Genomic DNA, 22194 nt, shown 5'->3' with positions numbered 1-22194 from the left:
GCCGGGCTCGCGTCTGCCGGGCAGGTCGAGGTCGGGCCCGTTGACCGCGAGGAACATCGGTCTGTCCGCCGCCGCCACCGGGCGCCGCTCATGCCGGGGTGAAGAAGATCCACGTGGTGGCCAGGAACACCGGGATCATGATCGCCGTCGCGGCCGCCGCGTACGCCAGGAAGTTCGGCATGGTGACGCCGCGGTGCTCGGCAATCTCCTTGACCATGAGGTTCGGACCGTTGCCGAGGTAGGTCAGGCAGCCCATGAACACCGCGCCGCAGGAGATGGCTGCCAGCTGCGCGGGCCCGGCCGGCGTGGCCAGCAGCGCCGCCAGGTACTGGGGGCCGTCCGCGGAGACGCCGGACTGCCCGGCCGCGACCGCGGTCATGGCCAGGTAGGTGGGTGCGTTGTCCAGCACCGACGACACTCCTCCGCTGACCCAGAAGAACTGCCACGTCGCGGTGACGCCCAGGTCCGGGGCGTGGGCGTTGAGCATGAGCAGCGGGCCGGTCATGACCGCGAAGATCCCGAAGAACACGATCGCGACAGCGGCCATCGGGCGCAGGCTGAAATGGTTGCCGTGGTGCACGGCGCGGGGGGTGACCAGGTAGGACACGAGTGCGAGCGCGCCCAGTGCGGCCTCCTGCACGCCGAACGGCCAGGGCCCGCCGCCGGCACCGGCGCCCCTGGCCACGATCACGGCGATCACCGCGGCCAGCAGCAGGAGGTTGCGCCCGCCGTGGACCCGCAACCGTTCGTGCTGCAGCAGCTCGTCGAGCAGACCATCGTCCGGCCTGCCGCGCTCCTCGCGGTTGAGCACGAACTGGTCCACCCAGTTGAAGACCACCAGCGTGACGCCGTTGACGAACAGCCAGGGCAGCCACAGCCCGAGCGTCCACGCGAAGGGCACGCCCTTGAGGAAGCCGAGGTAGAGCGGGGGGTCGCCCAGTGGGGTCAGCAGCCCGCCCGCGTTGGCGACCACCAGGATGAAGAACACCACGAGGTGGGCCTGGTGCCGTCTGCGGGCGTTGGCGCGCAGGTACGGCCGGATGAGGACCATGGCGGCGCCGGTCGTGCCGATGAGGTTGGCCAGCACGGCGCCCACGGCCAGCATCGTCATGTTGGCCAGCGGGGTGCCGGACAGCGAGCCCTTGACCTCGATCCCGCCGGCGATGACGAACAGCGTGGCCAGCAGGACGATGAAGGACACGTAGTCGGCCATGGAGTGCGCCAGCGCGCCCGCCCCCGCCGCGCCGAGGCTCATCAGGAGCTGGGCGGTCGCCAGCACGGCCGCGGTGACGGCGACGGCGGCCTTGTTGGCCAGGCTCTCCCACCAGCGCCGGGCGACCATCTCGAGCACGGACACGGCGGCCAGCAGCCCGGCGAAGGGCGCGGCGGCCAGCAGCGGCAGCTGCGCGCCCAGGGATTCGGCGGCGGTGGGCATCGTGGGTTCGTCCGTTCGACTCAGACGTCGCGCAGGAGCAGCTCGGCGGAGTCGGCCGCCATCGCGTCGACGTCGGCGGGCAGCCCGGTGAAGTGCTCGAAGGCCGCGACCGCCTGGAAGGTGTTCATGCCGCCGCCGTGCAGGGTACGTGCGCCGGCAGCCCTGGCGGCACGCAGCAGTGCCGTGTCCGTCGGGCGGTACACGATGTCCGCGACCCACAGGTCGCTGCGCAGGTATGCCTCGGGCACGGGTGAGCCCGGATGGTGCGCCATGCCGATCGGCGTCGCGTTGATCACGCCTTGGGCGCCGGCGAGGATCGGGCCCAGGTCGGCGACGTCGCCCGTCGAGATCCGGTCCGCGCCGAACTGCGCGCCGAGCACGCCGGCCAGCTGCCGCGCCCGGTCGGTGTCCGGGTCGACGACCGTGAGGTGGCCGGTGCCGAGCGCGAGCATGGCGTGGGCGACGGCGGAGCCGGCTCCGCCCGCGCCCAGCTGGACCACCGCGTCACGGGGCGCGGCCGCGAAGTCCCGCTCGAAGCCGCGCCGGAACCCGGACCAGTCGGTGTTGTATCCGCGCGTCCGGCCGTCCTCGAACACGACCGTGTTGACCGCGCCGACGGCGCTGGCCTCGGCGGATAGCTCATCGAGGTGCCGGATCACCTCCTGCTTGAACGGATAGGTCACGTTGAGGCCGCGGTAGCCGAGCAGCCCCGCCCAGCGCAGCAGGTCGGGCAGGTCCTGCGCACGCAGTGACCGCACCTGGGCGTCGATGATGGTGTACAGCAGGCGGATGCCCTGGCGGTCGGCCTCACGTTGGTGCAGCAGCGGCGCCAGCGACCGGCCGATGCCGTCGCCGACGAGCCCGAGCAGGACGTGGTGGCGCTCAGACCGGGTCATCGTGGGTCCTTCCGGGGGCGTACGCGCCCGCGGTGCGCGGGCGGCGGCGTGAGAGAGGGTGGCCACGGGGCGCGACGTCGGACCGGACGCGGTGATGCGCTGCCCGCAGGTGCCGTGGGACCGGCCTGCCACCGGCCCCACGGCGGGCGCGCCGGCGCTAGGCCGACGCCCGGATGCTCTCGTAGAGCGTGAGTTCGGCGCCCTTGTAGTAGGTCTTGAAGAACTCCTCGGCCTTCTTGATGAACGCCGCGCGGTCGACCTGGTCGATCTCGACCACGGTGCGGCCGGCGTCCTTGCGCCACTCGGCGAGGACCTTCTCCGTCTCGTCGTCGACGCACTTGCGGTTCTCGGCCCGGATGTTGTGGATCTCGGCGAAGAGCGCGTCCTTCTGCGCCTGGCTCATCTTGGCGAGCGTGCGGTCCGACACGACGACGTAGTGCGAGCCGACCTGGTGGTTGGTCAGGCTGGCGACCTTGAGGATCTCGTCGAACTTCTGCGCGTGGGTGGCGACGACCGGGTTCTCCTGCCCCTGCGCGACGCCCTGCTGCAGGGCCAGGTAGAGCTCCTCGACGGCGATGGCGACCGCGTTGGCCCCCATCGCCTTGGCGTTGGCGAGGAACTGGGGCGTGTTCGGGAAGCGGATCTTGAGATTGGCGAGGTCCTCCGGCTTGCGGATGGGCGCGGTCGCGGTGTACGTGCGCATGCCGAAGTACCAGGCGTCGACGATCGTGGTGCCGGTCGCGCCGTTGAAGTCCTTGAAGAACGCGGCGCCGTGCTGGTCGATCCACTTGAAGTAGTGGTCGATGTCGTTGAACGCGTAGGCCGCGTCGAGCACGCCGATCTTCGGGAAGGCGGTGGACATCGCCGACCCGCCCTGCAGGTCGATGTCGATGTCGCCGGCCTGCACGCCGGAGAAGCGCTCGGCGTCGGGGCCGAGCTGGCTGTTCGGGAACAGGTCGAGGGTGAGGTTGAGACCCTTGGCCTCGACGCGCTCCTTGAGCAGCTTCATGCCGCAGCGGTAGTTCGGCTGGGTCTCGGGCTGGGAGCTGCCGATCTGCAGCGTCAGCTTCGGGTTCTCCCCCGCGGCCGGCGGGGTGTCGCCACCGGGGGCGCAGGCGGCGAGCAGGGTGAGTGAGGTGGATATGGCCAGCGCCGTGAGAACCCGGCGTCGCGTGGATGACCGGTGTTGCATGGTGTTCCTCTCCTTCCATCGGAGGCGGCGGCGGACGGGCGTCCGGCGTGCGCGCGTGGGGGTGCGAAGAAGGTGGACGTCAGAAGCCGAGCAGGCGGGGCAGCCACAGGACCATGTCGGGGAACGCCGTGACGATGACGAGCACGGTGCCGAGCGGGATGAGGAACGGCGCGATTCCCCGGAAGACGACGTCGACGGGCTGGCCCGTGACCGAGCTGGTGATGTAGAGGACGCTGCCCACCGGCGGGGTCAGCAGGCCGATCATCAGGTTGATGATCATGACAACGCCGAAGTAGACCGGATCGATGCCGAAGTCCAGCGCGATGGGCAGCAGCACCGGCACGGTGACCAGGATGATGGCGGTGGCGTCGATCAGGCAGCCGAGGATCAGCAGCAGGATGTTGACCAGGATCAGGAACACGAACGGGTTGTCCGACACGCCGGTCAGGAACGCGGCGACGTCGCGGGAGACGTGCGCGCGGGTCAGGATCAGGCCGAGCAGCGCGGCCGCGCCGAGGATCAGCATGATGCCGCCGGTGATGGCGGCCGTCTCCTTCAGCGAGCGCCACAGCACCTGCAGCCTCGCCGTGCGGTAGAAGACCCCGAGGATCAGCATGTAAGCCACCGCGACCGAGGCCGCCTCGGTCGGCGTGAACAGGCCGGACAGGATGCCGCCGAGCAGGATCACCGGGGTCAGCAGCGGCCCGATGACGGCGATCGCGGCCTGGCGCAGCCGCCGCCCGTCGAACGGCACGGTGGTGAGGTCCGGCCGGCGCTTGGTCCAGAGGAAGATGTAGATGCACAGGCCCAGCGCCATCAGCAGCGCCGGGATGACCGAGGCGGCGAACAGCGCGCCGGTCGACACGGTCGCCGTCGCGGCGTAGATGACAGCCGGGATGCTGGGCGGCATCACCGGGCTGATCAGCGACGACGATGCCGTGAGACCGGCCGCGAAGCCGTACGGGTAGCCCGCCCGGACCATCTGCGGGATCTGCATCTTGCCCAGCCCGGCCACGTCGGCCAGCGCCGATCCGCTCATCCAGGAGAAGCCGACGGCGGAGCCGACGTTGACGTAGGCGAGGTTGCCCCGCACCCGCCCCAGCGCGGCCAGGCAGAAGTCGTACAGCCGGTCGGCGATGCCCAGGCGGTTGGCCAGCACCCCGACGAGGATGAACAGCGGGACCGCCAGCAGCGGGAAGCTGTTCAGGCCGTCGAACGCGGTCTTGAGCGAGAACCCGGCCGAGCGGCCGTCGGCGATCGCGTAGAGCAGGCTGGGCCCGATGAACGCCAGGCCGACCGGCACCCGGATGAGCAGCAGGAACGCCACCAGGGCGGCGAGCATCCACAGTTCCACGGCTACTTCGCCTCCGCCGCGTCGAACCTGGACTCCGGCCGGGCGGCGGTGAGGATGTTCACCAGCGCGCGGACGGTCCCCGAGGCGAAGCCGACCAGCGGCACCAGATAGAGCAGCCAGACGGGGATCTCCAGGGCCGCGGTGCGCCGGTACGGGTAGGCCAGCATCAGCGCGTACGCCTCCCAGACGAGCAGGGCGCAGATCGCCGCCACGCACAGCGCGGACACGGCCCGCACGACCGTGAACGCGCGGCCGCGCACGAGGTAGTCGATGACCTGGATCGTGATGTGGCCGTTCTTGCCGATGAGGTAGCCGACCATGATGAAGGTCAGCACGATCAGCGAGTAGTTGGCCAGCTCGCCCACGCCCGGCCAGTTCAGGCTGGGCACGTACCGGCTGATCACCTGCCAGAGCACGGCGCCGAAGATGACGACGAGGAAGAAGGACGCGACGGCGAGTTCGGCCGACGCCCAGATGCGCAGGAGCCGGGGCTCAGCCGGGGCCTCGGCCGGCGCCGGGTCGGCCGGGTGCGGCGGTTGCGGCGCGGTCACCATCGCGCACCGCCGGGGTGGCGCAGCGGCGCCCGGACGCCGGCGCGGAACCGGCGGTCGTGTTGCGAGCTACCGAGCAAGACGAGCCTCGCTTTCGGTTCGGGAGGGCGGTGCGGGTGCGGGGCACCGCCCTTCTCACCTGCGCCGAACTGGACCGATGTGGATCCCGAAGGTTTCGTTCCGGTGTCGTTGTTATACGAACTGGTACGTTAGTTAGCCATGGCGGCCTGTCGATGTCAAGGCCGTTGCCGACCCCTGCCGCCACACCCGTCGTTCCTCGCCCCACCGCCTCGCTGTCACTAAAATGGTCCGCTAGGCGGTACAACTGGACCGCTCTGTGGGGTGCGTGTAATGTACGGCCTGCCTCCACGAGCGACAAGCGTCGAGGCGAAAGCGTTACGGGCCGGGGAGCCTGCGCCGCCGGGCGCGCGGTCCACGACGACGGCGTGCGACGTGCCCGATGAGGAGTGACGGATGCCCCACCCACCGCTGCACGGCATGCGGGTGCTCGATCTGACCAATGTGCTGGCCGGGCCGTACTGCAGCTACCAGCTCATGCTGTTCGGCGCCGAGGTGCTGAAGATCGAGATCCCCGGCTCGGGCGACCTGGCGCGCCAGCTCGGCCCGGACGCCGCGCTCAACCGTGCCGGGCTGGGCGCCTCGTTCCTGGCCCAGAACGCGGGCAAGAAGTCCGTCGAGCTGGACCTCAAGGACCCCGCGGACCGGTCCCGGTTCGAGGAGCTGGTCCGCGGGGCGGATGTCCTGCTGGAGAACTTCCGGGCCGGGGTGCTCACCCGGCTGGGATACGGCTGGGAGCACCTGCGCGAGCTCAACCCGTCGCTGGTCTACTGCGCCATCACCGGATTCGGGCAGACCGGGCCGATGAGCCAGGCCCCGGCATACGACCAGATCATTCAGGGTCTGTCCGGAATGATGAGTGTCACCGGCACGCCGGAGACCGCGCCGCTGCGGGTCGGCTTCCCCGTGTGCGACACCATCGGCGGCCTGATGGCGGCCCTGGCCATCACGGCCGCGCTGGCCGGCCGGGAGCGCACCGGCGAGGGCTGCTCGCTCGACCTGTCCATGCTGGAGGCGTCCATGTCGGCCATGGGCTGGGCGGTGTCCCACTATCTGATCAGCGATGTCGCCCCCACCCCCATGGGCCGCCAGAACGCGACCGCCGCCCCCTCGGGCACCTTCCACGCCGCGGACGGTCCGCTCAACATCGCGGCCAACCGGCAGAGCCAGTTCGAGACCCTGTGCCGCCTGCTCGACCGCGCGGACCTGGTCGCCGATCCGCGCTTCGCCGAGGTCGAGGCGCGCAAGCGGCATCGCGCAGCGCTCGACGCCGAACTGAACGAGGCACTGGGCGCACGCACCGCCCGGGAGTGGGAGCAGATCCTGCCCGCCGCCGGGGTGCCCGCCGCCCGCGTACTGTCCGTCGAGCAGGCAGTGCAGTCGCCGCAACTGCGGCATCGCGGATTCTTCACCGACGTCGCCTTTCCCGGCGATCCCACGCGCACGCTGCGGTTGACCGGCAACGGAGTGCTGGTCAACGGCGAGCCGCTGCGGCCCGTCGACCCGCCGCCGAAGCTCGGTGCACACAACGCGCAGATCGCCGAGCTCGTCGCCGGCGGCACGGGCGCGTCGCGTAGACCGGTCCCCGTCCCGGCCGTCCCCACGAGCGAGGAGACAGCCCGATGAGCACCGTCGCCGACGTAGCGGACTGGTGGTCCAGCAGCATCTGCCGGATGGAGCCCGGCATCGTGGAACTGCGGGGCGTACCCATCGGCGACCTCATCGGCTCCGCAGGGCTCGTCTCCACGATCTGGCTGATGACCCGCGGCGAGCTGCCCGATCCGCGGCGGGCCGCGCTGCTGGAGGCGGCGCTGGTCGCCTCGGTGGACCACGGGCCCCAGGCGCCGTCGATCGCGATCGCGCGGATGGCCGTGACCTGCGGTGTGGGGCTCAACAACGCGATGGCGTCCGCGGTGAACGCGCTCGGCGACGTCCACGGCGGTGCCGGGGAGCAGTGCGTCGAGCTGCTCGAGGACATCGTGTCCCGGCAGTCCGCGGGGCTGAGCCTGGCCGATGCCACGGCGGCGGCCGTCGCGGCGGCGCGCACCCGCTCGCGCTACCTGCCCGGCTTCGGGCACCGATTCCACCCGGTGGACCCGCGGCGCGGCCCGCTGCTCGGCCTGGTGGACGAGGCGGTGGCCGCCGGAGTGGTCCCAGGCAGGCACATCCGGGCCGCCCGCGAGGTGGAGTCGTCGCTCAACCGGGGCAGGTCCACCCCGATCCCGATGAACATCGACGGCGCGACCGCGGTCGTCTACGCCGAGCTGGGGTTCCCCGCGCCGCTGGCCCGTGGCCTGTTCGTGCTCAGCCGCAGCGTGGGCATCCTCGCGCACGCGTGGGAGGAGTCGACCCAGGGCAGGCGCAACAAGGGCCCCATGCCGCCGTCGATCCTGCCGACCTACCGTGGCGCGGCCGCCGGGCCCCGGACCACCACATGAGACGCCCGGACCGCACGAACCGCCCCGGCCCGCCGCGCCCGGCGGCAGGCGGCGGGTCAGCGCGCGGTCAGGTACTCCAGCACCAGGTCGCCGAGCATCGTCCGGTAGTGCTCCCGCCGGCCGGGGTCGAGCATGTCCCGCTGGAAGATCGCGTTGAAGGTGTACCGGTTGGCCGTGCGGAAGACGCAGAACGCGCTGATCACCATGTGGACGTCGACCGGATCGACGTCGTCGCGGAACCGGCCGTCGGCGCGGCCGCGGTCGAGGATGCGCGTCAGCACGTTCAGCGCCGGGGCGGCCAGGCCCGGCAGGATGTCCGAGCGGACCAGGTGCTGAGCGCGGTGGATGTTCTCGATGCTGACCAGCCGGATGAAGTCCGGATGTGCCTCGTGGTGGTCGAAGGTCAGCGCCGCGAGCTGCCGGATGGCCTCGGCCGGGTCCAGGTGTTCGATGTCGACCTGCTGCTCCAGCGCCCTGATCCCCGCATAGGCCCGCTCCAGCGCCGCTATGTAGAGCTGCTCCTTGCCCCCGAAGTAGTAGTAGATCATCCGCTTGGTGGTGCGCGTCCTGGCGGCGATCTCGTCCACGCGGGCGCCGGCGTAACCCTTGTCGGCGAACTCGTGAGTGGCGACATCCAGGATCTCCGTCCTGGTCCGGTCGGCGTCACGCACCGCCGGTCCCACGGCGGCACCGGGCGACTGTGCGGCCAACGACGCTCCCTCCTCCATCGACGCTCACTGTAGTCACACCTGCTCGGGCGTCGGAACCCTGCCGGTCCGGCCCCGAGTCTACAAGTAACTATCCGGTCCGTTCAGATCCGGCAGCGCGTACGCCACTCCCCTGGCGCCGCCCGTTCACGACCCGGCACCCGCCGAACACCGCCGACGGCTCGGCGCCACCGGTCCCCGGCACCATCCGCCCAGCAAGGAGAGTCCGATGCCCACCTTGCCGCACGACGCGCCGACGCACCCGGCCCGGCAGCCGCGCCCCGCCCTGCGCCCCGCCATCGCGACGGTATGCCTGTCCGGAACCCTGGAGGACAAGCTCGCCGCGGCCGCCGCGGCCGGCTTCCACGGTGTGGAGATATTCGAGAGCGACCTCATCGCCTCACCCTGGTCACCGCGGCGCATCGGCCAGGAATGCGCCCGCCGCGGCCTGTCCGTCGTCGCCTACCAGCCGTTCCGTGACTTCGAGGCCGTGCCGCCGGAGGTGTTCCGGGCCAACCTGCGCCGCGCCGAGCGCAAGCTCGACCTGATGGAACAGCTCGGCGCCGACACGATGCTGGTCAGCTCCGCCGAGTCGGCCGACAGCGTGGACGACGACGATCTCGCCGCGGAGCAGCTGCGCGAGCTCGCCGACCTGGCCGCCGACCGCGGCCGGCGCATCGCCTACGAGCCGGTGGCCTGGGGCCGGTTCGTCGACACGTACGCCCACGCGTGGCGCATCGTGCGGCGGGCCGACCATCCCGCACTCGGCCTGTGCCTGGACAGCTTCCACGTGCTCTCGCGCGGTGGCGATCCGGCCGGCATCCGCGTCGTGCCGGGGGCGAAGCTGTTCCACCTGCAGCTGGCCGACGCGCCGCGGCTCGACATGGACGTCGCCGAGTGGAGCCGCCATCACCGCCTGTTCCCCGGCCTCGGCTCGTTCGACCTGGCCGCCTTCCTCGGGCACGTGCTCAGCACCGGGTACGACGGCCCGCTGTCGCTGGACGTCTTCAACGACGTGTACCGCCAGGCCGACCCCCGCCATGCGGCCATCGACGGCATGCGTTCGCTGCTCGGCCTGCAGGAGCTGGTCGGCACGCGGGGCCCCGCACCCGTGCGCGAGCGGCTGCGCGCGTCCGGCCTGCCGCCCGCGCCCCGCCTCGGCGGGCACGTGTTCACCGAGCTCGCCGTCGACGCCGTCTCCGGGCCGGGCGTGGCCCGCGCCCTGGCCGCGCTGGGTTTCGCCCACACCGGGCAGCACCGCTCCAAGCCGGTGCAGCTGTGGCAGCAGGGCAGGGCCCGGGTCCTGCTCAACTTCGAGCCGCAGCGGACCGTCGCGCCCGGCACCGCGGCGATCTGCGCGCTCGCGGTGGAGAGCACCGACCCGGTCGCCTCGACGCAGCGGGCCGTCCGGCTGCTCGCCCCGGTGCTGCCCCGCACCCGCCGCCCGGACGAGGCCGAGCTGAGCTCGGTCGCGGCCCCCGACGGGACGGCCGTGTTCTTCTGCCGCGACGGCTCGGACAGCGGCGGCTGGCTGGCCGACTTCGCGCCGACCGGCCGCTCGCCCCGCAGCGACGGCCTGGTGACGTCCACCGACTACGTCTCGCTGACCGAGTCCGTCGACGACTTCGACCAGGTGGTCCTCTTCTACAACCTGGTGCTCGGCCTGCGTTCGGACGGCACCACGGAACTTGCCGCGCCGTTCGGGCTGATCCGCAGCCACGCCGCCAGCGACGGCACCGGCCGGATCCGGATCACGCTCAACACCGCGCCGCTGCGCCGCGGCGACTGGGCGCCGGCCGTGCCGAGCCCGCAGCACATCGCGTTCGCCAGCGACGACGCCATCGCCAGCGCCAGAGCCATGCGGGCGCTGGGCGCCCCGGTCCTGCGCATCCCCGACAACTACTACGACGACCTCGACGCCCGGCTCGCACCGCCGCCGGAGCTGCTCGCCGCGATGCGGGAGTACTCCATCCTCTACGACCGCGACGAGCACGGCGAGTACCTGCACTTCTACACCGAGATGCTCGGCTCACGCGTGTTCTTCGAGGTGGTGCAGCGCATCGACGGGTACGCCGGCTACGGCGCGCCCGGCAGCGCCCCCGTGCGCATGGCGGCACACCGGCTGCGCCGCCTCATCACGCTGCGCGACGCCCCGGAGCCGAGCGGCGACCACGGCCATGACTACTCGCTGGCCCACCTCACCGCGCTGAGCCTGTCACCGCCGGAGCTCGTCGAGGCGGCGGCCGCGGCCGGCTACCGGTACGTCGGGCTGCGGCTCAACCGCGTCACGCCGCAGGAGCCGCACTACCCGCTGGCCACCGACCCGGCCCTGATGCGGCAGACCAAGGTGCGCCTGGCCGCCACCGGCATCGAGGTGCTCGACATCGAGCTGGCCCGGATCAGCCCGCACGACGACCCGCGCGACCTGCAGCGCTTCCTCGAAGCGGGCGCCGAGCTCGGTGCCCGGCACGTCATCACGCAGCTGCCCGACCCGGACCGCGCCCGCAAGATCGACCGGTACGCCCGGCTGTGCGAGATGGCGCATCCGCTCGGGCTGACCGTCGATCTGGAGTTCCCGTCGTGGACGGAGACCCCCGACCTGGGTGAGGCCGTGCGCGTGCTGCGCGCCGCGGCCCAGCCCAACGCGGGCATCCTGGTGGACCTGCTGCACTTCGCCAGGTCCGGGTCCAGCATCGCGCAGCTGCGGGAGCTGCCGGCCGAGTGGTTCCACTTCGTCCACGTCTGCGACGCCCCGGCCGCCGTGCCCGCCACGAACGAGGGCCTCATCCACACGGCGCGCTTCGAACGGCTGTTCCCGGGCGAAGGGGGCATCGATGTCCACGGCATCCTGGACGCCCTGCCCGCCGGTGTCCCGTACGCCCTGGAGATCCCACGGGCGACGCTGGTGGCGCAGGTCGGCGCGAAGGAGCATGCCCGCATGGCGCTGACCTCGGCCCGCGACCACCTCGACCGCTCGCGGCGATCCGGCACCGCCTGACCCGGCCGCCCGGTGGGGCGCGCCGCGGACCGGCTCACCCCACGTTGCCCCCGAACGGGGCCGTCCATCACAGATCCGCTGGGCCGTCGTCGCGGCCCAGCGGATCGTCGCGCGGTGCTGCGCCCGGTCAGTCGAAGATGCCGTGGTAGATGTCCTTGATGTTCCAGTGGCCCGGGGTCGGCACCGGCTCGTTGACCATCGGCACGTCGATCACCGCGGGCCTGCGGGCCGCCACCGCCGCACGCAGCGCGACGCCGAGCCGGCCGGGACTGTCCACTGTGTACCCGTCCGCGCCGCACGCCCTGCCGTACGCCGCGAAGTCGGGGCTGTAGGGCGCGCCGTCCGGACCGCGGAAGTCGCAGCCGAAGCTGGCCCCGAAGTTGGCCGCCTGCAGGTCGGAGATCGTGCCGTGCGAACGGTTGTTCATCACGACGAAGATCACCGGTGCGCCCTGCTCGACGGCCATCGGCACCGCGGGCAGCTGGGCGCTCATGCCGCCGTCGCCGACCAGCGCGACGACCGTGCGCTCGGGCTGGGCCAGCTGGGCACCGACCGCGGCTGCCGGGCCGAACCCCATCGTGGAGGCGCCGCCGGGGGTGATGAACCGCCCCGCAGGCGGGAGCTCGTAGCACTGGGCGACGCCGTTCTTGTTCCACCCGACGTCGGTGACGAGCACGGCGTCCGGCGGCAGCGCCGCGCGCAGGTCGGTCAGGATCCGCTCGGGCCGCAGCGGGAACTGGTCGCTGCGGCCGCGCTCCCGGCTGCCGGCGAACAGCGAGGTGCGCGCCTGCCGGATGCGCTCGCGCAGCTCCGGCCGGGCCACCGGCGCGGGCCGCAGCGCGACGGTGGCCGCGGCGATCGCCTCCACCGCGTGGTTGACGTCGGCGACGGCGCCGATCTCGACGGGGAAGTTGCGGCCGAGCTCGGCCGGGTCGAGGTCGATCTGGATCAGCCGCGCGGGCGGGAACTGCCAGGTGTGGCGCCGGTCCCAGGAGCTGGCGTCGGTCTCGGCGAAGCGGGTCGCCAGGGCGAGGACCACGTCGGCGGTGCGGGTGTACTCGTTGGTCAGCTCCAGGCCCCAGAAGCCCGGCATGCCGAGGACCAGCGGATGCTCGTCCGGCAGCGCGCCCTTGGCCATCAGCGAGTGGGCGACGGGGATGTCCAGGTGTTCGGCGAGCCGCCGCAGCGCGTCGATGCCCGTCTCGCGGCGCAGGCCGCCACCGAGGTAGATCAGCGGGCGCTGCGCGCCGACCAGCGCGGCGGCGATGCGCTCGGCGACCGGGCCCGGCAGCGCGGGCAGGCCGCTGTCGGCGGGCAGCGGGTACGCCGCGCGTGGCACCGGCCGGGAGAAGTGGTCCATGGGCACGCTCAGCAGGACCGCGCCCGGCCTGCCCGACGTCGCCGTCCAGAAGGCCCGTTCGGTGAAGCGGGCCAGGTCCTGCGGGCGGTGCACCTGCCAGGCACGTTTGACGAACGGCCGGAAGACCGCGGCCTGGTCGGCGTCGGCGTGGAGGTTGATCTCCTGGTGCGGGTGGCGACCGTAGTAGTACGACGGGACGTCGCCGGAGATGACCACCATCGGCACCGAGTCCAGGGCGGCCGTCATGACACCGGTGGTGGCGTTGGTCAGACCCGGGCCGACGTGGGTCAGCAGCACGGCCGGCTTGCCGGACAGCCGGGCGTAGCCGTCGGCCGCATGCGCGGCGGTCTGCTCGTGGCGGCTCATCACGAACCGGATGCGGCTACGGCTCAGCGCGTCCAGCAGCGCGATGTTGGTGTGGCCGCACAGGCCGAAGATCTGCTCCACGCCGTACGACTCCAGCTGAGCCACCAGCGCCTCGGCTCCGGTCGTCGCCGAGGGGGCGTGGTCGTCGTCGACGACGGCGGTCGTCAGGTGGTCGAGGGTCATGGCCGTCCCTTCTGGTCGTCCGGCGACGAACCCCACAGCGAGATGTCGCGCAGCAGCAGTGTCTTCACCGTCGTGTAGTCCTGGATCATGAAACGGGGCGACTCCCGGCCGAACCCGGAGTCCTTCACGCCGCCGAAGGGCACGTGGTCGAGCCGGAAGTTCGACGAGCCGCCCACGACCAGCCCACCGACCTCGAGCTCGCGCCAGGCGGTGACGATGCGGCGGACGTCGTGGGTGAACAGGCCGGCCTGCAGGCCGTAGCGGCTCTCGTTGCAGGCGGCGATGGCCTCGTCGAAGTCGTCGTAGGGCAGCACGCTGACCAGCGCCCCGAACACCTCCTCGACGACCACGGCGGCTCCCGGCGGCGGAGCCGCGACCACGGTGGGCAGGACCGTGGCGCCGTCGCGCCGGCCGCCGGTGGTCACGGTGGCGCCCGCGTCCCGCGCCTCGGCGGCCCACCGCACGACCCGTTCGGCGGCCGCGTCGTCGACCATGGACCCGACATCGGTCGCCGGGTCGAGGGGGTCGCCGACGGTCAGCGCCCGCACCTGCGCCGTGAAGGCGTCGACGAACGCGTCGTAGCGGGCGCGCTGGACGTACACCCGCTGCACGGAGATGCAGCTCTGACCGGAGTTGCTGTATCCGGTGCGGGCGCACACCCGCGCCGCGTGCGCGATGTCGGCGTCCTCGCACACGATCGTGGCCGCGTTGCCGCCGAGTTCCAGGACCAGCCGTTTGGCCCCCGCCGCGCGGGCGACGGCCGCGCCGGTGCCGGCGCTGCCGGTGAAGCTGATCACGGCGATCTCGGGTGCGGCACACAGCTGCTCGCCGACGGCGGCCCCGCCGTGCAGGACCTGCACCGCCTCGACCGGCATGCCGGCGTCGAGCAGGAGCGCCACCAGCGCCGTCGATACGGCCGGCGCCTGTGGCGGCGGTTTGACGATCGTGGTGTTGCCCGCCGCGAAGGATGCCGCCAGCTTGTGCGCGAGCAGGTTCGCCGGAGCGTTGAACGGGGTGATGGCGAGGGTGACGCCGACGGGCGCGTGGTAGGTGAACGCGGTGTTGCCCACGCCCCGGGCCCAGCCGGCGACCGGCAGCACCTCGCCGTCGATCCGGCGGGCCTCGGCCGCGGCGACGAGGAAGGTGTCCGCGACGCGGTCCATCTCGCCGAGCCCGTCCTTGAGCGGTTTGCCGAGTTCCAGGGCCAGCAGGCGGGCGAGATCCTCGCGGCGGGCCGCCGCGAGCGCCGCGGCGCGTTCGAGCACCGCCGCGCGGGCGGCGGGAGAGCTCCGCCCGACGACCCTGGCGGCCGTCCGCGCGTAGTCGCAGGCGGCCCGGATGTCGCCCGGGTCGGCCTGGCGGGCCGAGCTCACCACCTCCCGCACCCACGGCCCGGTGCGGGCCAGCTGCGCGCCCGACGTCAGCCACTCGCCTGCGACCAGGCAACCCACCTCCGTGACGGACGGGACGGTCCGGGTTCGCGCGCTCTCGATCATCATGCACCCCTCGCGTTGAACCACACAGCGGTCCATGTGGTCCGTTCTACGGACTACGGGTAACATACGGGCGGCGTGACGCTCGGGCAATAGCCGATGCCGACGGGCACCCGATGCCACGCCGTCCCGGGAGGCACGAGAGCATGAAAGCCGTGACGACACAGCGAGCATCCGCGGAGCAGGCTGCCGACGCGGCCGAGACGGCCGACGCCGGCGGCGTGCGCAGCGTGCAGCGGGCGGTGGACATCCTCGGGCTGCTCACCGAGGCGCGACCGGTGGTCAGCATCCGCGAGATCGTCGACGAGACCGGCCTGGCCAAGACCACCGTCATCCGCCTGCTGCAGACTCTCGAACACACCGGCCTGCTGTGGGCCACGCCGAAGGGCTACACCGCCGGGCCGGGCCTGTGGCGCTGGGCCCACCTGACCCGCAAGGCGTGGGAGCTGCCGCCCGAGACGCAGCAACTGATGCGCGAGCTGGCCATGCGCCGGCGGGAGACCGTCAACCTCTACGTCGCCCGCGACATCCACCGCGTCTGCGTCGCCCAGCAGGAGAGCCCACAGCCGCTGCGGCACGTCGTCCAGGTCGGCGACGAGCTCCCGCTGTGGGCGGGCGCCTCCGCCAAGGTGCTGCTGCGCGGCGCCTCACCGGCGCTGCTGGCCCGGGTGGCACGCAGCTCGCCGTACGGCGAGTCGCACGTGGACACCCTGCGGTCCTGGATCGACGATGCCGTCGCAGCCGGCTTCGCCGCCAGCGAGGGCGAGCGCGAACCCGGCCTGTCCGCCGTGGCCGTCCCGATCATTGGCAGGTCCACGGGAGTGGCCGCGGCGCTGACACTGAGCGGGCCCAGCATCCGCTTCACCGAGGACCGCGTCGCCGAGTTCGCTGCCGACCTCAGGCAGGTCGCGGCGCGGATCGGCGAACGCGGCTTCGACCATCCGCTCGTCGCGGCGTAGGCAGGGCGGCGGGTGCCGCGATCTAGGGATGCGTCCGGGCGTCACGGCGGCGGCTCAGCCGGGCAGCACCTCGTCCAGGAAGTCGATGCCGCGCTCGATCAGGCCGCCGATGTCGTCGTGGCCCTCGAAGCAGTGGTCGGCGTCGGGCACCAGCAGCAGCTCGGCCCGCACGCCGACCGCGCGCAACGCCTCGGTGAGGGCCGCTCCCTGGCTCGGGGAGACGATCCGATCGGCGGTGCCGTACACGCTGAAGAACGGCGGCGCCGCGGCGTGCACCCTGCTGAGCGGGTTGCCGAACGCGACGAACTCGCGGCGGCCGCTCACCGGACCGCCGAACAGCACCGCGTGCGGGCCGGCCGGGTCGTCGGGGTCGAACGCGAACAGGTCGACCGCCCCGTACCAGTTGACGACGGCCTGGATCGCGGTCTCACCGGTCCCGGCCAGCCCCGCCATCGCGGCGAGGTGGCCGCCCGCCGACTCGCCGAGCGCGGCGAACCGGGCCGGGTCCAGCCGGAGCTGCCGGGCGTGCAGGCGCAGCCAGCGCACGGCCGACTGCACGTCGAGCAGCTGGGCCGGGTACGGCGCCTCCAGCGCCAGCCGGTAGTCGACGTCGGCCACCGCCCACCCGCGATCGAGGAAGCGCTGGTGGAACCGGTGCGGCGCGATCGTCGCGGGCAGGCCCACCCGGCTGCCCTCCAGCCAGCCGCCGCCGTGCACCCACAGCAGCACGGGGAACGGCCCGTCCCCCGGCGGCAGGTGCAGGTCCAGGTGCAGCGGCCGGAAACCCGGCACGACTGCGACGGTGCAGTCGGCGTAGGTGACGGTGGGCCGCGGCTCGGGCGGCGGGTATCCGGTCACGGCTGGCTCCGATCCTGGTCGCTCGACCCGACCCTACTCAATGCGGGGAGGGCGGAGCGGAGTGTTCCTGCCCTCGCGAATTGCTCACCGAACCCGCGGACCGGAGTGTCTCGGGCTGCGGGTTCGGCAGGCGACCCGCGCGTGCCGCTCAGCCGGGTGGCTGCAGGCCCGCCCGGTGGGCGAGCGCGACGAGCTGCGACCGGTCGCGGGCGTCGAGTTTGGCCAGCAGGCGGCTGACGTACGTGCGGGCGGTCGCCGGGCTGATGAACAGCGCCGCGGCGATCTCGTCGTTGGACCGGCCCTCACCGAGGTGGGCCAGCACCTCGCGTTCGCGTTCGGTGAGGCCGCTGACCAGCTCCGTGTCACGGGGACGGGCGACGGTGCGGGCGGCGGCGGCCATGACGCGGCGGGTCACCGCGGGCGACAGCAGCGCGTCGCCGGAGGCGACCACGTGGATGGCCCGGCGCAGCTCGTCGGGGTGGGTGTCCTTGAGCAGGAAGCCGGCGGCCCCGGCCTGGATCGCGTCGAACAGGTGCTCGTCGGTGTCGAACGTCGTCAGCATCACCACGTGGATGCCGGCGAGTTCCGCGTCGGCGGCGAGACGGCGGGTGGCCTCGATGCCGTCGACGCCCGGCATGCGCACGTCCATCAGCACCACGTCGGGGCGGTGCGCCCGGCACAGCGCGAGCGCGTCCTCCCCGTCGGACGCCTCGCCGACGACGGTGATGTCGGCGGCCCGTTCGAGCAGCGCCCGCAGTCCGGCGCGGACCAGCTGCTGGTCGTCGATGATCGCGACGCGGATCACGGCACCTCCCGCAGCGGCAGGCGGGCGCGGACCTCGAAGCCGTCGCCGCTGGTCGCGGTGAGGGTGCCGCCGACGAGCTCGGCGCGCTCGCGCATGCCGGTCAGCCCGTGCCCGCCACCACGGCCGCCGGTGTTGCCGCGGCCGTCGTCCCTGACCGTGATGTCGAGCCGTCCGGGCAGGTGGTGCACGTCCACGTCGACCCGGGTGGCCTCGGCGTGCCGCACGGCGTTGGTCAGCGCCTCCTGCACGATCCGGTATGCCGTCACGTCGACGACCGTGGGCAGCGGCACCGGCTCGCCGTGGACGCGGACGGTGACGGGCAGGCCGGTGGCGGCGGCGAGCCGGTCGAGGTGCGCGAGGCTGCCGGTCGGCGTACGCGGGGTGTGCTCGGCGGGCCGGCGCAGCAGGGCGACGGTGGCGCGCAGCTCCTGAGTGGCCTGGCCGCTGGCGGTGCGGATGACGGCGAGCGCGGCCTGCGCGGCGGCGGGGTCGTGGTCGTCGAGCGCCTCGCGGGCGACGTCGGCCTGCAGCGAGATGACGGTGGTGGTGTGCGCGAGCACGTCGTGCAGGTCCCGGGCGACCTGCAGGCGCTCGTCGGCGATGCGGCGGGCGGCCTCCTGCCGGGTGGCCTCCAGCAGGTCCTGCTCGCGCCGGCGCTGCTGAGCGTTGCGGATCTGGCGGCTGCGGACGCCGTCGCCGAGCGCGACCGCACCCGCCATGACCGCCACCGACCAGGGCAGCTCGTAGCCGAGCAGGTAGTTGAGCTGCTCGCCGTCGCGCAGCCGGAAGAAGCAGGACGCGGCCAGCAGGACGGAGCCGACGCTGATCGCCGGCAGGGTCCGGCCCTGCTCGGCGGCGGAGTAGAGGGCGGCGGCGACGGGCACGGCCAGCCCGATCGGCGGGTAGTCGGCGATGTAGTAGCCGGACAGGCCGACGGCGGTCGCGACCAGCGCCAGGGACGGGTGGCTGCGGCGTACGAGCATGAGCAGGCCGAGGCCGACGGCGAACAGGTAGGCGCCGACGTCCGGGCCGCGGCTGCCGCCGACGTTGGCGGCGATGGCGACCGCGACGATCAGCGTCACGACACCGCCGAGGCAGGCGTCGATCATGATGTGTCGTCGGCTCACGGTCGGCCAGCGTAGCCGAACCTGGCCCTGACCAGCGATGATCATCGCCCCCTAAGGCGGGACTGTCGACACGTGACGTACGCGACGCGCGGGCGGCGTACGCGAGATGTCGACGCCGGATGTCGATCGTGCGGGGACGACGCGACGCCGCGCGCTCCGTAGCTTCGAGATCATGAGAACCCTCGGTGTGGCCGTCCTCGGCCTCTTCCTCGGTCTGGTCGCCGGCACGCTGCTGACCTCGGCCATCGCGCGCCCGTTCGTCGACGGCGGCGAGGCCGACATCCCCCTCGGCATCGCGATCGCGCTGGGGATGCTGATGCCCGTGCTGGGCATCGTGGGCGCGGTCGCCGCCGTGCTGATCGACCGGAAGTCGCGGAAGAGCCCGTGACCGTGCCGCACACCCGCGAAGCCCTGGCCGCGGCATCCCCGTCCGACGTGTCCAGCTCTCCCGGCTCCATGCCACCCGTGCCCGGCTCTGCCGGCTCCATGCCCGTGCCCGGCTGGGCGGTGTGGTCACTGCGCGGGTCCGCGTCGGTGGTCACCGCTCTCGTGCTGGCCCAGCCGGTCCTCGCCGGGCTGTTCGTGACCGGGGACGTCGGCATGCTCGAGATGCACAGCATGACCGCCTCGATCCTGGTGGCGGTGATCTTCCTGCAGGTGGTCGCCGCGATCGTGGTGTGGCGGCCCGGCCGGGGCCCCGCCTGGCCGATCGGTGCCTCCACCGCCCTGTTCGTGGTGGCCGAGCTGCAGTCCGGCATGGGGTACGCCCGCCTCGTCGCGGTGCACATCCCGCTCGGCGTGCTGCTGTTCGGCCTGTCGGTGGCGCTGCTCATCGCCGTGTGGTCACCCCGGGTGCGCCGACGGCGGACGCCCCGCACGCCGGAGTCCGCCCGGTGAGCCCGGCATCGTTCCCGGCCCCTGCGGGCCGCCGGACCGGCCACGCGCTGTCCCGGCGCGGATTCCTCGGCGCAGTCGCCGGTGCGGCCGGTGCCGCCGGGCTGGGCGGCTGCGGCTCGCCCGAGCGGGCCGGCGCGGCCCTGACCAGCCGGATCCCGCTCCCCCAGCCGTTCACCGTGCCGCTGCCCCGCCCCGAGACCGCCCGGCCCGGCGCCGACGGCGTGTACGAGCTGGTCCAGTCCCCCGCCGAGATGGAGATCATCCCCGGCTTCCGGACCGAGATCTGGGGGTACGGCGGCACGTTCCCCGGCCCGACGTTCGACGTGCCGGCCGGCAGGCCGATCCGGGTCCGGATCGTCAACCGGCTGCCGGTGCCCACCTCGACGCACCTGCACGGCGGGGCGACCCCGGCGGACTCCGACGGCTACCCGACGCACCTGGTGGTGCCCGCCCCGCTCACCGGGACGTTCCACGCCGCCCACGGCATGCACACCGCGCACGCCCCGTCGGTGTGGAAGCTGAGCCAGGAGCGCTTCGTCCACGAGTACCCGCTGGACCAGCCCGCCGCGACGCTGTGGTACCACGACCACCGGATGGACTTCACCGCGCCGCAGGTCTACCGCGGTCTGGCCGGGATGTTCCTGGTCCGCGACGACGTGGAGGACGCGCTGCCGCTGCCCCGCGGCGAGCGGGAGCTGCCGCTGCTGATCTGCGACCGGGCCTTCGAGTCCGACGGGTCGTTCCGCTACCCGTCGGCCGACCCGACGCTGCTGGGCGAGCCCGGCGTGACCGGCGCGCACCACCAGGGCGTCGAGGGCGACGTGATCCTGGTCAACGGCGCCCCGTGGCCCGAGGCGGAGGTCGACGCGGCCCGCCACCGGCTGCGGATCCTCAACGCCGCCAACGCCCGCCGCCTCGACCTGCGCCTGGATCCGCCGCCGCCGTCGGGTGCGGCGTTCACGCAGGTCGGCAGCGATCTCGGCCTGCTCGCGCGGCCGCAGCCGCTCGACGCGGTGGAGCTGGCCAGCGCCGAACGCGCCGACGTCGTCGTCGACTTCGGGGCGTACCCGGTCGGCACCCGGGTGGTGCTGCGCAACCATCTCGGCACCGGCGCCGCCCGCGACGTCATGCGATTCCACGTGGTCCGCCAGGCCGCCGACGACAGCGCGGTGCCGGCGGCGCTCGGCGACGTGCCGCCGCTGACGGTGGGCCAGGCGGTGCGCAGCCGCCGGTTCGACTTCCGGCGCAGCGGACCGGGCCCGCACGGCAAGCGGTGGATGATCAACGGGCGGCCGTTCACGCCGGGCACGCCGCTGGCCTCGCCGCGGCTGGGCACGACCGAGCTGTGGACGCTGACCTCGGACTTCCACCATCCGGTGCACGTGCACCTGGGCCGGTTCCAGGTGCTGGGCCGCAACGGCCGGGCGCCGCGGCCGATCGACGCGGGCTGGAAGGACACCGTCGACGTGCGGCCGTACGAGGTGGTGCAGGTGCTGGTGCGGTTCGAGGGTTTCCGCGGCCGGTACCTGCTGCACTGTCACAACCTGGAGCACGAGGACATGGCGATGATGGCCGACATCGACGTCGTGTGACGCTCAGCTGCGCCGCGCGACGACCGCCACCGTGGTGTACGGCATGGTGAACGCGCCGCCCTTCGCGTCGAGGGCGGCGCCGACGCCGTCGAGCACCTCGGCGAGCGAGTCCGGCGCGAGCCGGGTGAGGGCGCCGGAGGTCGGCAGCAGGTCGAGCCATTCGTCGCGGGTGTACGTGTGCGCCCAGTCGAACCGCCACTGCTCGGGCTCGCCGAACGCGCCCGCCTGCCGGACGCCGTCGACGGCCTTGTCGAACAGTGCCTGGTATCCCGCGAGCGCCGGCACGGACGGCTGGAAGCTGAACGGCGCGTCGGGCGCGACCCTGCGGCACCCGACGGCGAGGGCCTCGGCCACCTCGGGCGGGAGCTGGAACACGTGCCAGAACGGCGCGAGCAGGCCGCCGGGCCGCAGCACCTGCGCGGCCTTGGCGGCCCCGGCGACCGGGTCCACCCAGTGCCAGGCGGTCCCGGCGACGACGGCGTCGAAGGTCCGCCCGCGGGCCGGCCAATCCTCGAAGGTCGCCTCCTCGACGGGCAGCCCGGCGTCGCGGGCGAACCCGGCCATGCGGGCGTCGGGTTCGACGCCGAGCACGGTGCACCCGGCGGCCTGGAACTGCCGGGCCTCGATGCCGGTGCCGCACCCGACGTCGAGGACGTCGCAGCCGGGCGCGGCGGCGAGCAGGCGGGTGATCAGGTCGTCCGGATAGCGGGGGCGGGTCCGGTCGTAGCGCGCGGCGTCCACGCCGAACGACTGCGCGACCTGGCGCTGCCGGTGCGGTTCGAGCTGGACGGGCTGTTCCGGCGGTAGAGTGGGGCGGGGGCCACCGGTGGGGGGACAAGGCCCCGCGGCGAGCCCGGGCGGGGGCCGGGGCGTGGGGGGGGGGGGTGGAGCCCCCCGCGGGGGGC

General features: G+C 73.2%; 19 protein-coding genes. 7 read left to right on the top strand and 12 right to left on the bottom strand.

Going from position 1 to position 22194, the window contains the following annotated elements; all coding sequences use genetic code 11:
• Positions 1–88: 88 nt before the first annotated feature.
• The 5 genes from AB0J67_RS14610 to AB0J67_RS14590 all read right to left on the bottom strand — a co-directional run bounded on the left by AB0J67_RS14610 (position 89) and on the right by AB0J67_RS14590 (position 5428).
• Positions 89–1435 (bottom strand): sodium:proton antiporter, encoded by a 1347-nt coding sequence (locus AB0J67_RS14610; protein ID WP_363481605.1) that lies wholly within the window; start codon positions 1433–1435, stop codon positions 89–91.
• Between the two features lie 20 nt (positions 1436–1455).
• Positions 1456–2331 (bottom strand): shikimate dehydrogenase, encoded by an 876-nt coding sequence (locus AB0J67_RS14605; RefSeq protein WP_363481602.1) that lies wholly within the window; start codon positions 2329–2331, stop codon positions 1456–1458.
• Positions 2332–2488: 157 nt separating this feature from the next.
• The gene (dctP, locus tag AB0J67_RS14600; protein WP_363481599.1) at positions 2489–3523 is read right to left on the bottom strand and encodes a TRAP transporter substrate-binding protein DctP; all 1035 of its coding nucleotides are present in this window, start codon (positions 3521–3523) and stop codon (positions 2489–2491) included.
• Positions 3524–3602: 79 nt separating this feature from the next.
• Positions 3603–4877: a TRAP transporter large permease gene (locus tag AB0J67_RS14595; RefSeq protein WP_363481596.1), complete on the bottom strand. Its 1275-nt coding sequence runs from the start codon at positions 4875–4877 to the stop codon at positions 3603–3605.
• A gap of 2 nt (positions 4878–4879) precedes the next feature.
• On the bottom strand, positions 4880–5428 hold the full coding sequence (locus AB0J67_RS14590; protein ID WP_363481593.1) for a TRAP transporter small permease subunit: 549 nt from the start codon (positions 5426–5428) through the stop codon (positions 4880–4882).
• A gap of 474 nt (positions 5429–5902) precedes the next feature.
• On the opposite strand from AB0J67_RS14590, the gene AB0J67_RS14585 reads away from it, so the two are divergent.
• Both AB0J67_RS14585 and AB0J67_RS14580 read left to right on the top strand, forming a co-directional pair.
• Complete coding sequence (locus AB0J67_RS14585; protein WP_363481590.1) at positions 5903–7132, top strand: CoA transferase; 1230 nt, start codon at positions 5903–5905, stop codon at positions 7130–7132.
• Positions 7129–7944: a citryl-CoA lyase gene (locus tag AB0J67_RS14580; RefSeq protein ID WP_363481587.1), complete on the top strand. Its 816-nt coding sequence runs from the start codon at positions 7129–7131 to the stop codon at positions 7942–7944. The genes AB0J67_RS14585 and AB0J67_RS14580 overlap by 4 nt, the downstream gene beginning before the upstream one ends.
• 56 nt (positions 7945–8000) lie before the next feature.
• Here the strand turns inward: AB0J67_RS14580 and AB0J67_RS14575 are convergent, their stop codons facing one another.
• On the bottom strand, positions 8001–8672 hold the full coding sequence (locus AB0J67_RS14575) for a TetR/AcrR family transcriptional regulator (protein ID WP_363481584.1): 672 nt from the start codon (positions 8670–8672) through the stop codon (positions 8001–8003).
• 208 nt (positions 8673–8880) lie between these two features.
• Here AB0J67_RS14575 and AB0J67_RS14570 point away from each other — a divergent pair, with 208 nt between their 5' ends.
• Positions 8881–11649 carry a TIM barrel protein gene (locus AB0J67_RS14570; protein WP_363481581.1) on the top strand — a complete coding sequence of 923 codons (2769 nt, stop codon included), beginning with the start codon at positions 8881–8883 and terminating at the stop codon, positions 11647–11649.
• A 127-nt stretch (positions 11650–11776) separates the two neighbouring features.
• Here AB0J67_RS14570 and AB0J67_RS14565 read toward each other — a convergent pair whose 3' ends face one another.
• A complete protein-coding gene (locus AB0J67_RS14565; RefSeq protein ID WP_363481578.1) occupies positions 11777–13558 on the bottom strand; it encodes a thiamine pyrophosphate-binding protein in 1782 nt (593 codons plus the stop codon).
• Positions 13555–15057, bottom strand: coding sequence for an aldehyde dehydrogenase family protein (locus AB0J67_RS14560; RefSeq protein WP_363481575.1), 1503 nt, complete (start codon positions 15055–15057; stop codon positions 13555–13557). Before AB0J67_RS14560 ends, AB0J67_RS14565 begins: the two co-directional genes overlap by 4 nt.
• Before the next feature lie 149 nt (positions 15058–15206).
• On the opposite strand from AB0J67_RS14560, the gene AB0J67_RS14555 reads away from it, so the two are divergent.
• Positions 15207–16010, top strand: coding sequence for an IclR family transcriptional regulator (locus tag AB0J67_RS14555; protein ID WP_363481572.1), 804 nt, complete (start codon positions 15207–15209; stop codon positions 16008–16010).
• Positions 16011–16064: 54 nt separating this feature from the next.
• Here AB0J67_RS14555 and AB0J67_RS14550 read toward each other — a convergent pair whose 3' ends face one another.
• From AB0J67_RS14550 to AB0J67_RS14540, 3 genes are all read right to left on the bottom strand, one after another.
• Complete coding sequence (locus tag AB0J67_RS14550; protein WP_363481570.1) at positions 16065–16868, bottom strand: alpha/beta hydrolase; 804 nt, start codon at positions 16866–16868, stop codon at positions 16065–16067.
• A gap of 148 nt (positions 16869–17016) precedes the next feature.
• Positions 17017–17673, bottom strand: a complete 657-nt coding sequence (locus tag AB0J67_RS14545) for a response regulator transcription factor (protein ID WP_363481567.1) — start codon at positions 17671–17673, stop codon at positions 17017–17019.
• Positions 17670–18800 carry a histidine kinase gene (locus AB0J67_RS14540; protein ID WP_363481564.1) on the bottom strand — a complete coding sequence of 377 codons (1131 nt, stop codon included), beginning with the start codon at positions 18798–18800 and terminating at the stop codon, positions 17670–17672. The genes AB0J67_RS14545 and AB0J67_RS14540 overlap by 4 nt, the downstream gene beginning before the upstream one ends.
• A 172-nt stretch (positions 18801–18972) precedes the next feature.
• Here AB0J67_RS14540 and AB0J67_RS14535 point away from each other — a divergent pair, with 172 nt between their 5' ends.
• The 3 genes from AB0J67_RS14535 to AB0J67_RS14525 are packed head-to-tail and all read left to right on the top strand — an operon-like array spanning position 18973 to position 21289.
• Positions 18973–19188 carry a hypothetical protein gene (locus AB0J67_RS14535; protein ID WP_363481561.1) on the top strand — a complete coding sequence of 72 codons (216 nt, stop codon included), beginning with the start codon at positions 18973–18975 and terminating at the stop codon, positions 19186–19188.
• Positions 19185–19697: a hypothetical protein gene (locus tag AB0J67_RS14530; protein WP_363481558.1), complete on the top strand. Its 513-nt coding sequence runs from the start codon at positions 19185–19187 to the stop codon at positions 19695–19697. The genes AB0J67_RS14535 and AB0J67_RS14530 overlap by 4 nt, the downstream gene beginning before the upstream one ends.
• Complete coding sequence (locus AB0J67_RS14525; protein ID WP_363481555.1) at positions 19694–21289, top strand: multicopper oxidase family protein; 1596 nt, start codon at positions 19694–19696, stop codon at positions 21287–21289. Before AB0J67_RS14530 ends, AB0J67_RS14525 begins: the two co-directional genes overlap by 4 nt.
• A gap of 3 nt (positions 21290–21292) precedes the next feature.
• Here the strand turns inward: AB0J67_RS14525 and AB0J67_RS14520 are convergent, their stop codons facing one another.
• Positions 21293–22030, bottom strand: coding sequence for a class I SAM-dependent methyltransferase (locus AB0J67_RS14520; protein ID WP_363481552.1), 738 nt, complete (start codon positions 22028–22030; stop codon positions 21293–21295).
• Between the last annotated feature and the right edge of the window lie 164 nt (positions 22031–22194).

It is taken from the genome of Catellatospora sp. NPDC049609 (assembly GCF_040675365.1).
Lineage (GTDB): Bacteria > Actinomycetota > Actinomycetes > Mycobacteriales > Micromonosporaceae > Catellatospora.
Note: the sequence above shows the minus strand (reverse complement) of the source record. Positions and strands in the feature narration are given on the sequence as shown.

Excerpts from the sequence above, each read along its gene's own strand:
- AB0J67_RS14610 (WP_363481605.1), bottom strand. The coding sequence starts at position 1,435 with ATGCCCACCGCCGCCGAATCCCTGGGCGCGCAGCTGCCGCTGCTGGCC.
- AB0J67_RS14605 (WP_363481602.1), bottom strand. The coding sequence starts at position 2,331 with ATGACCCGGTCTGAGCGCCACCACGTCCTGCTCGGGCTCGTCGGCGAC.
- dctP (WP_363481599.1), bottom strand. The coding sequence starts at position 3,523 with ATGCAACACCGGTCATCCACGCGACGCCGGGTTCTCACGGCGCTGGCC.
- AB0J67_RS14585 (WP_363481590.1), top strand. The coding sequence starts at position 5,903 with ATGCCCCACCCACCGCTGCACGGCATGCGGGTGCTCGATCTGACCAAT.
- AB0J67_RS14580 (WP_363481587.1), top strand. The coding sequence starts at position 7,129 with ATGAGCACCGTCGCCGACGTAGCGGACTGGTGGTCCAGCAGCATCTGC.
- AB0J67_RS14575 (WP_363481584.1), bottom strand. The coding sequence starts at position 8,672 with ATGGAGGAGGGAGCGTCGTTGGCCGCACAGTCGCCCGGTGCCGCCGTG.
- AB0J67_RS14570 (WP_363481581.1), top strand. The coding sequence starts at position 8,881 with ATGCCCACCTTGCCGCACGACGCGCCGACGCACCCGGCCCGGCAGCCG.
- AB0J67_RS14565 (WP_363481578.1), bottom strand. The coding sequence starts at position 13,558 with ATGACCCTCGACCACCTGACGACCGCCGTCGTCGACGACGACCACGCC.
- AB0J67_RS14560 (WP_363481575.1), bottom strand. The coding sequence starts at position 15,057 with ATGATGATCGAGAGCGCGCGAACCCGGACCGTCCCGTCCGTCACGGAG.
- AB0J67_RS14535 (WP_363481561.1), top strand. The coding sequence starts at position 18,973 with ATGAGAACCCTCGGTGTGGCCGTCCTCGGCCTCTTCCTCGGTCTGGTC.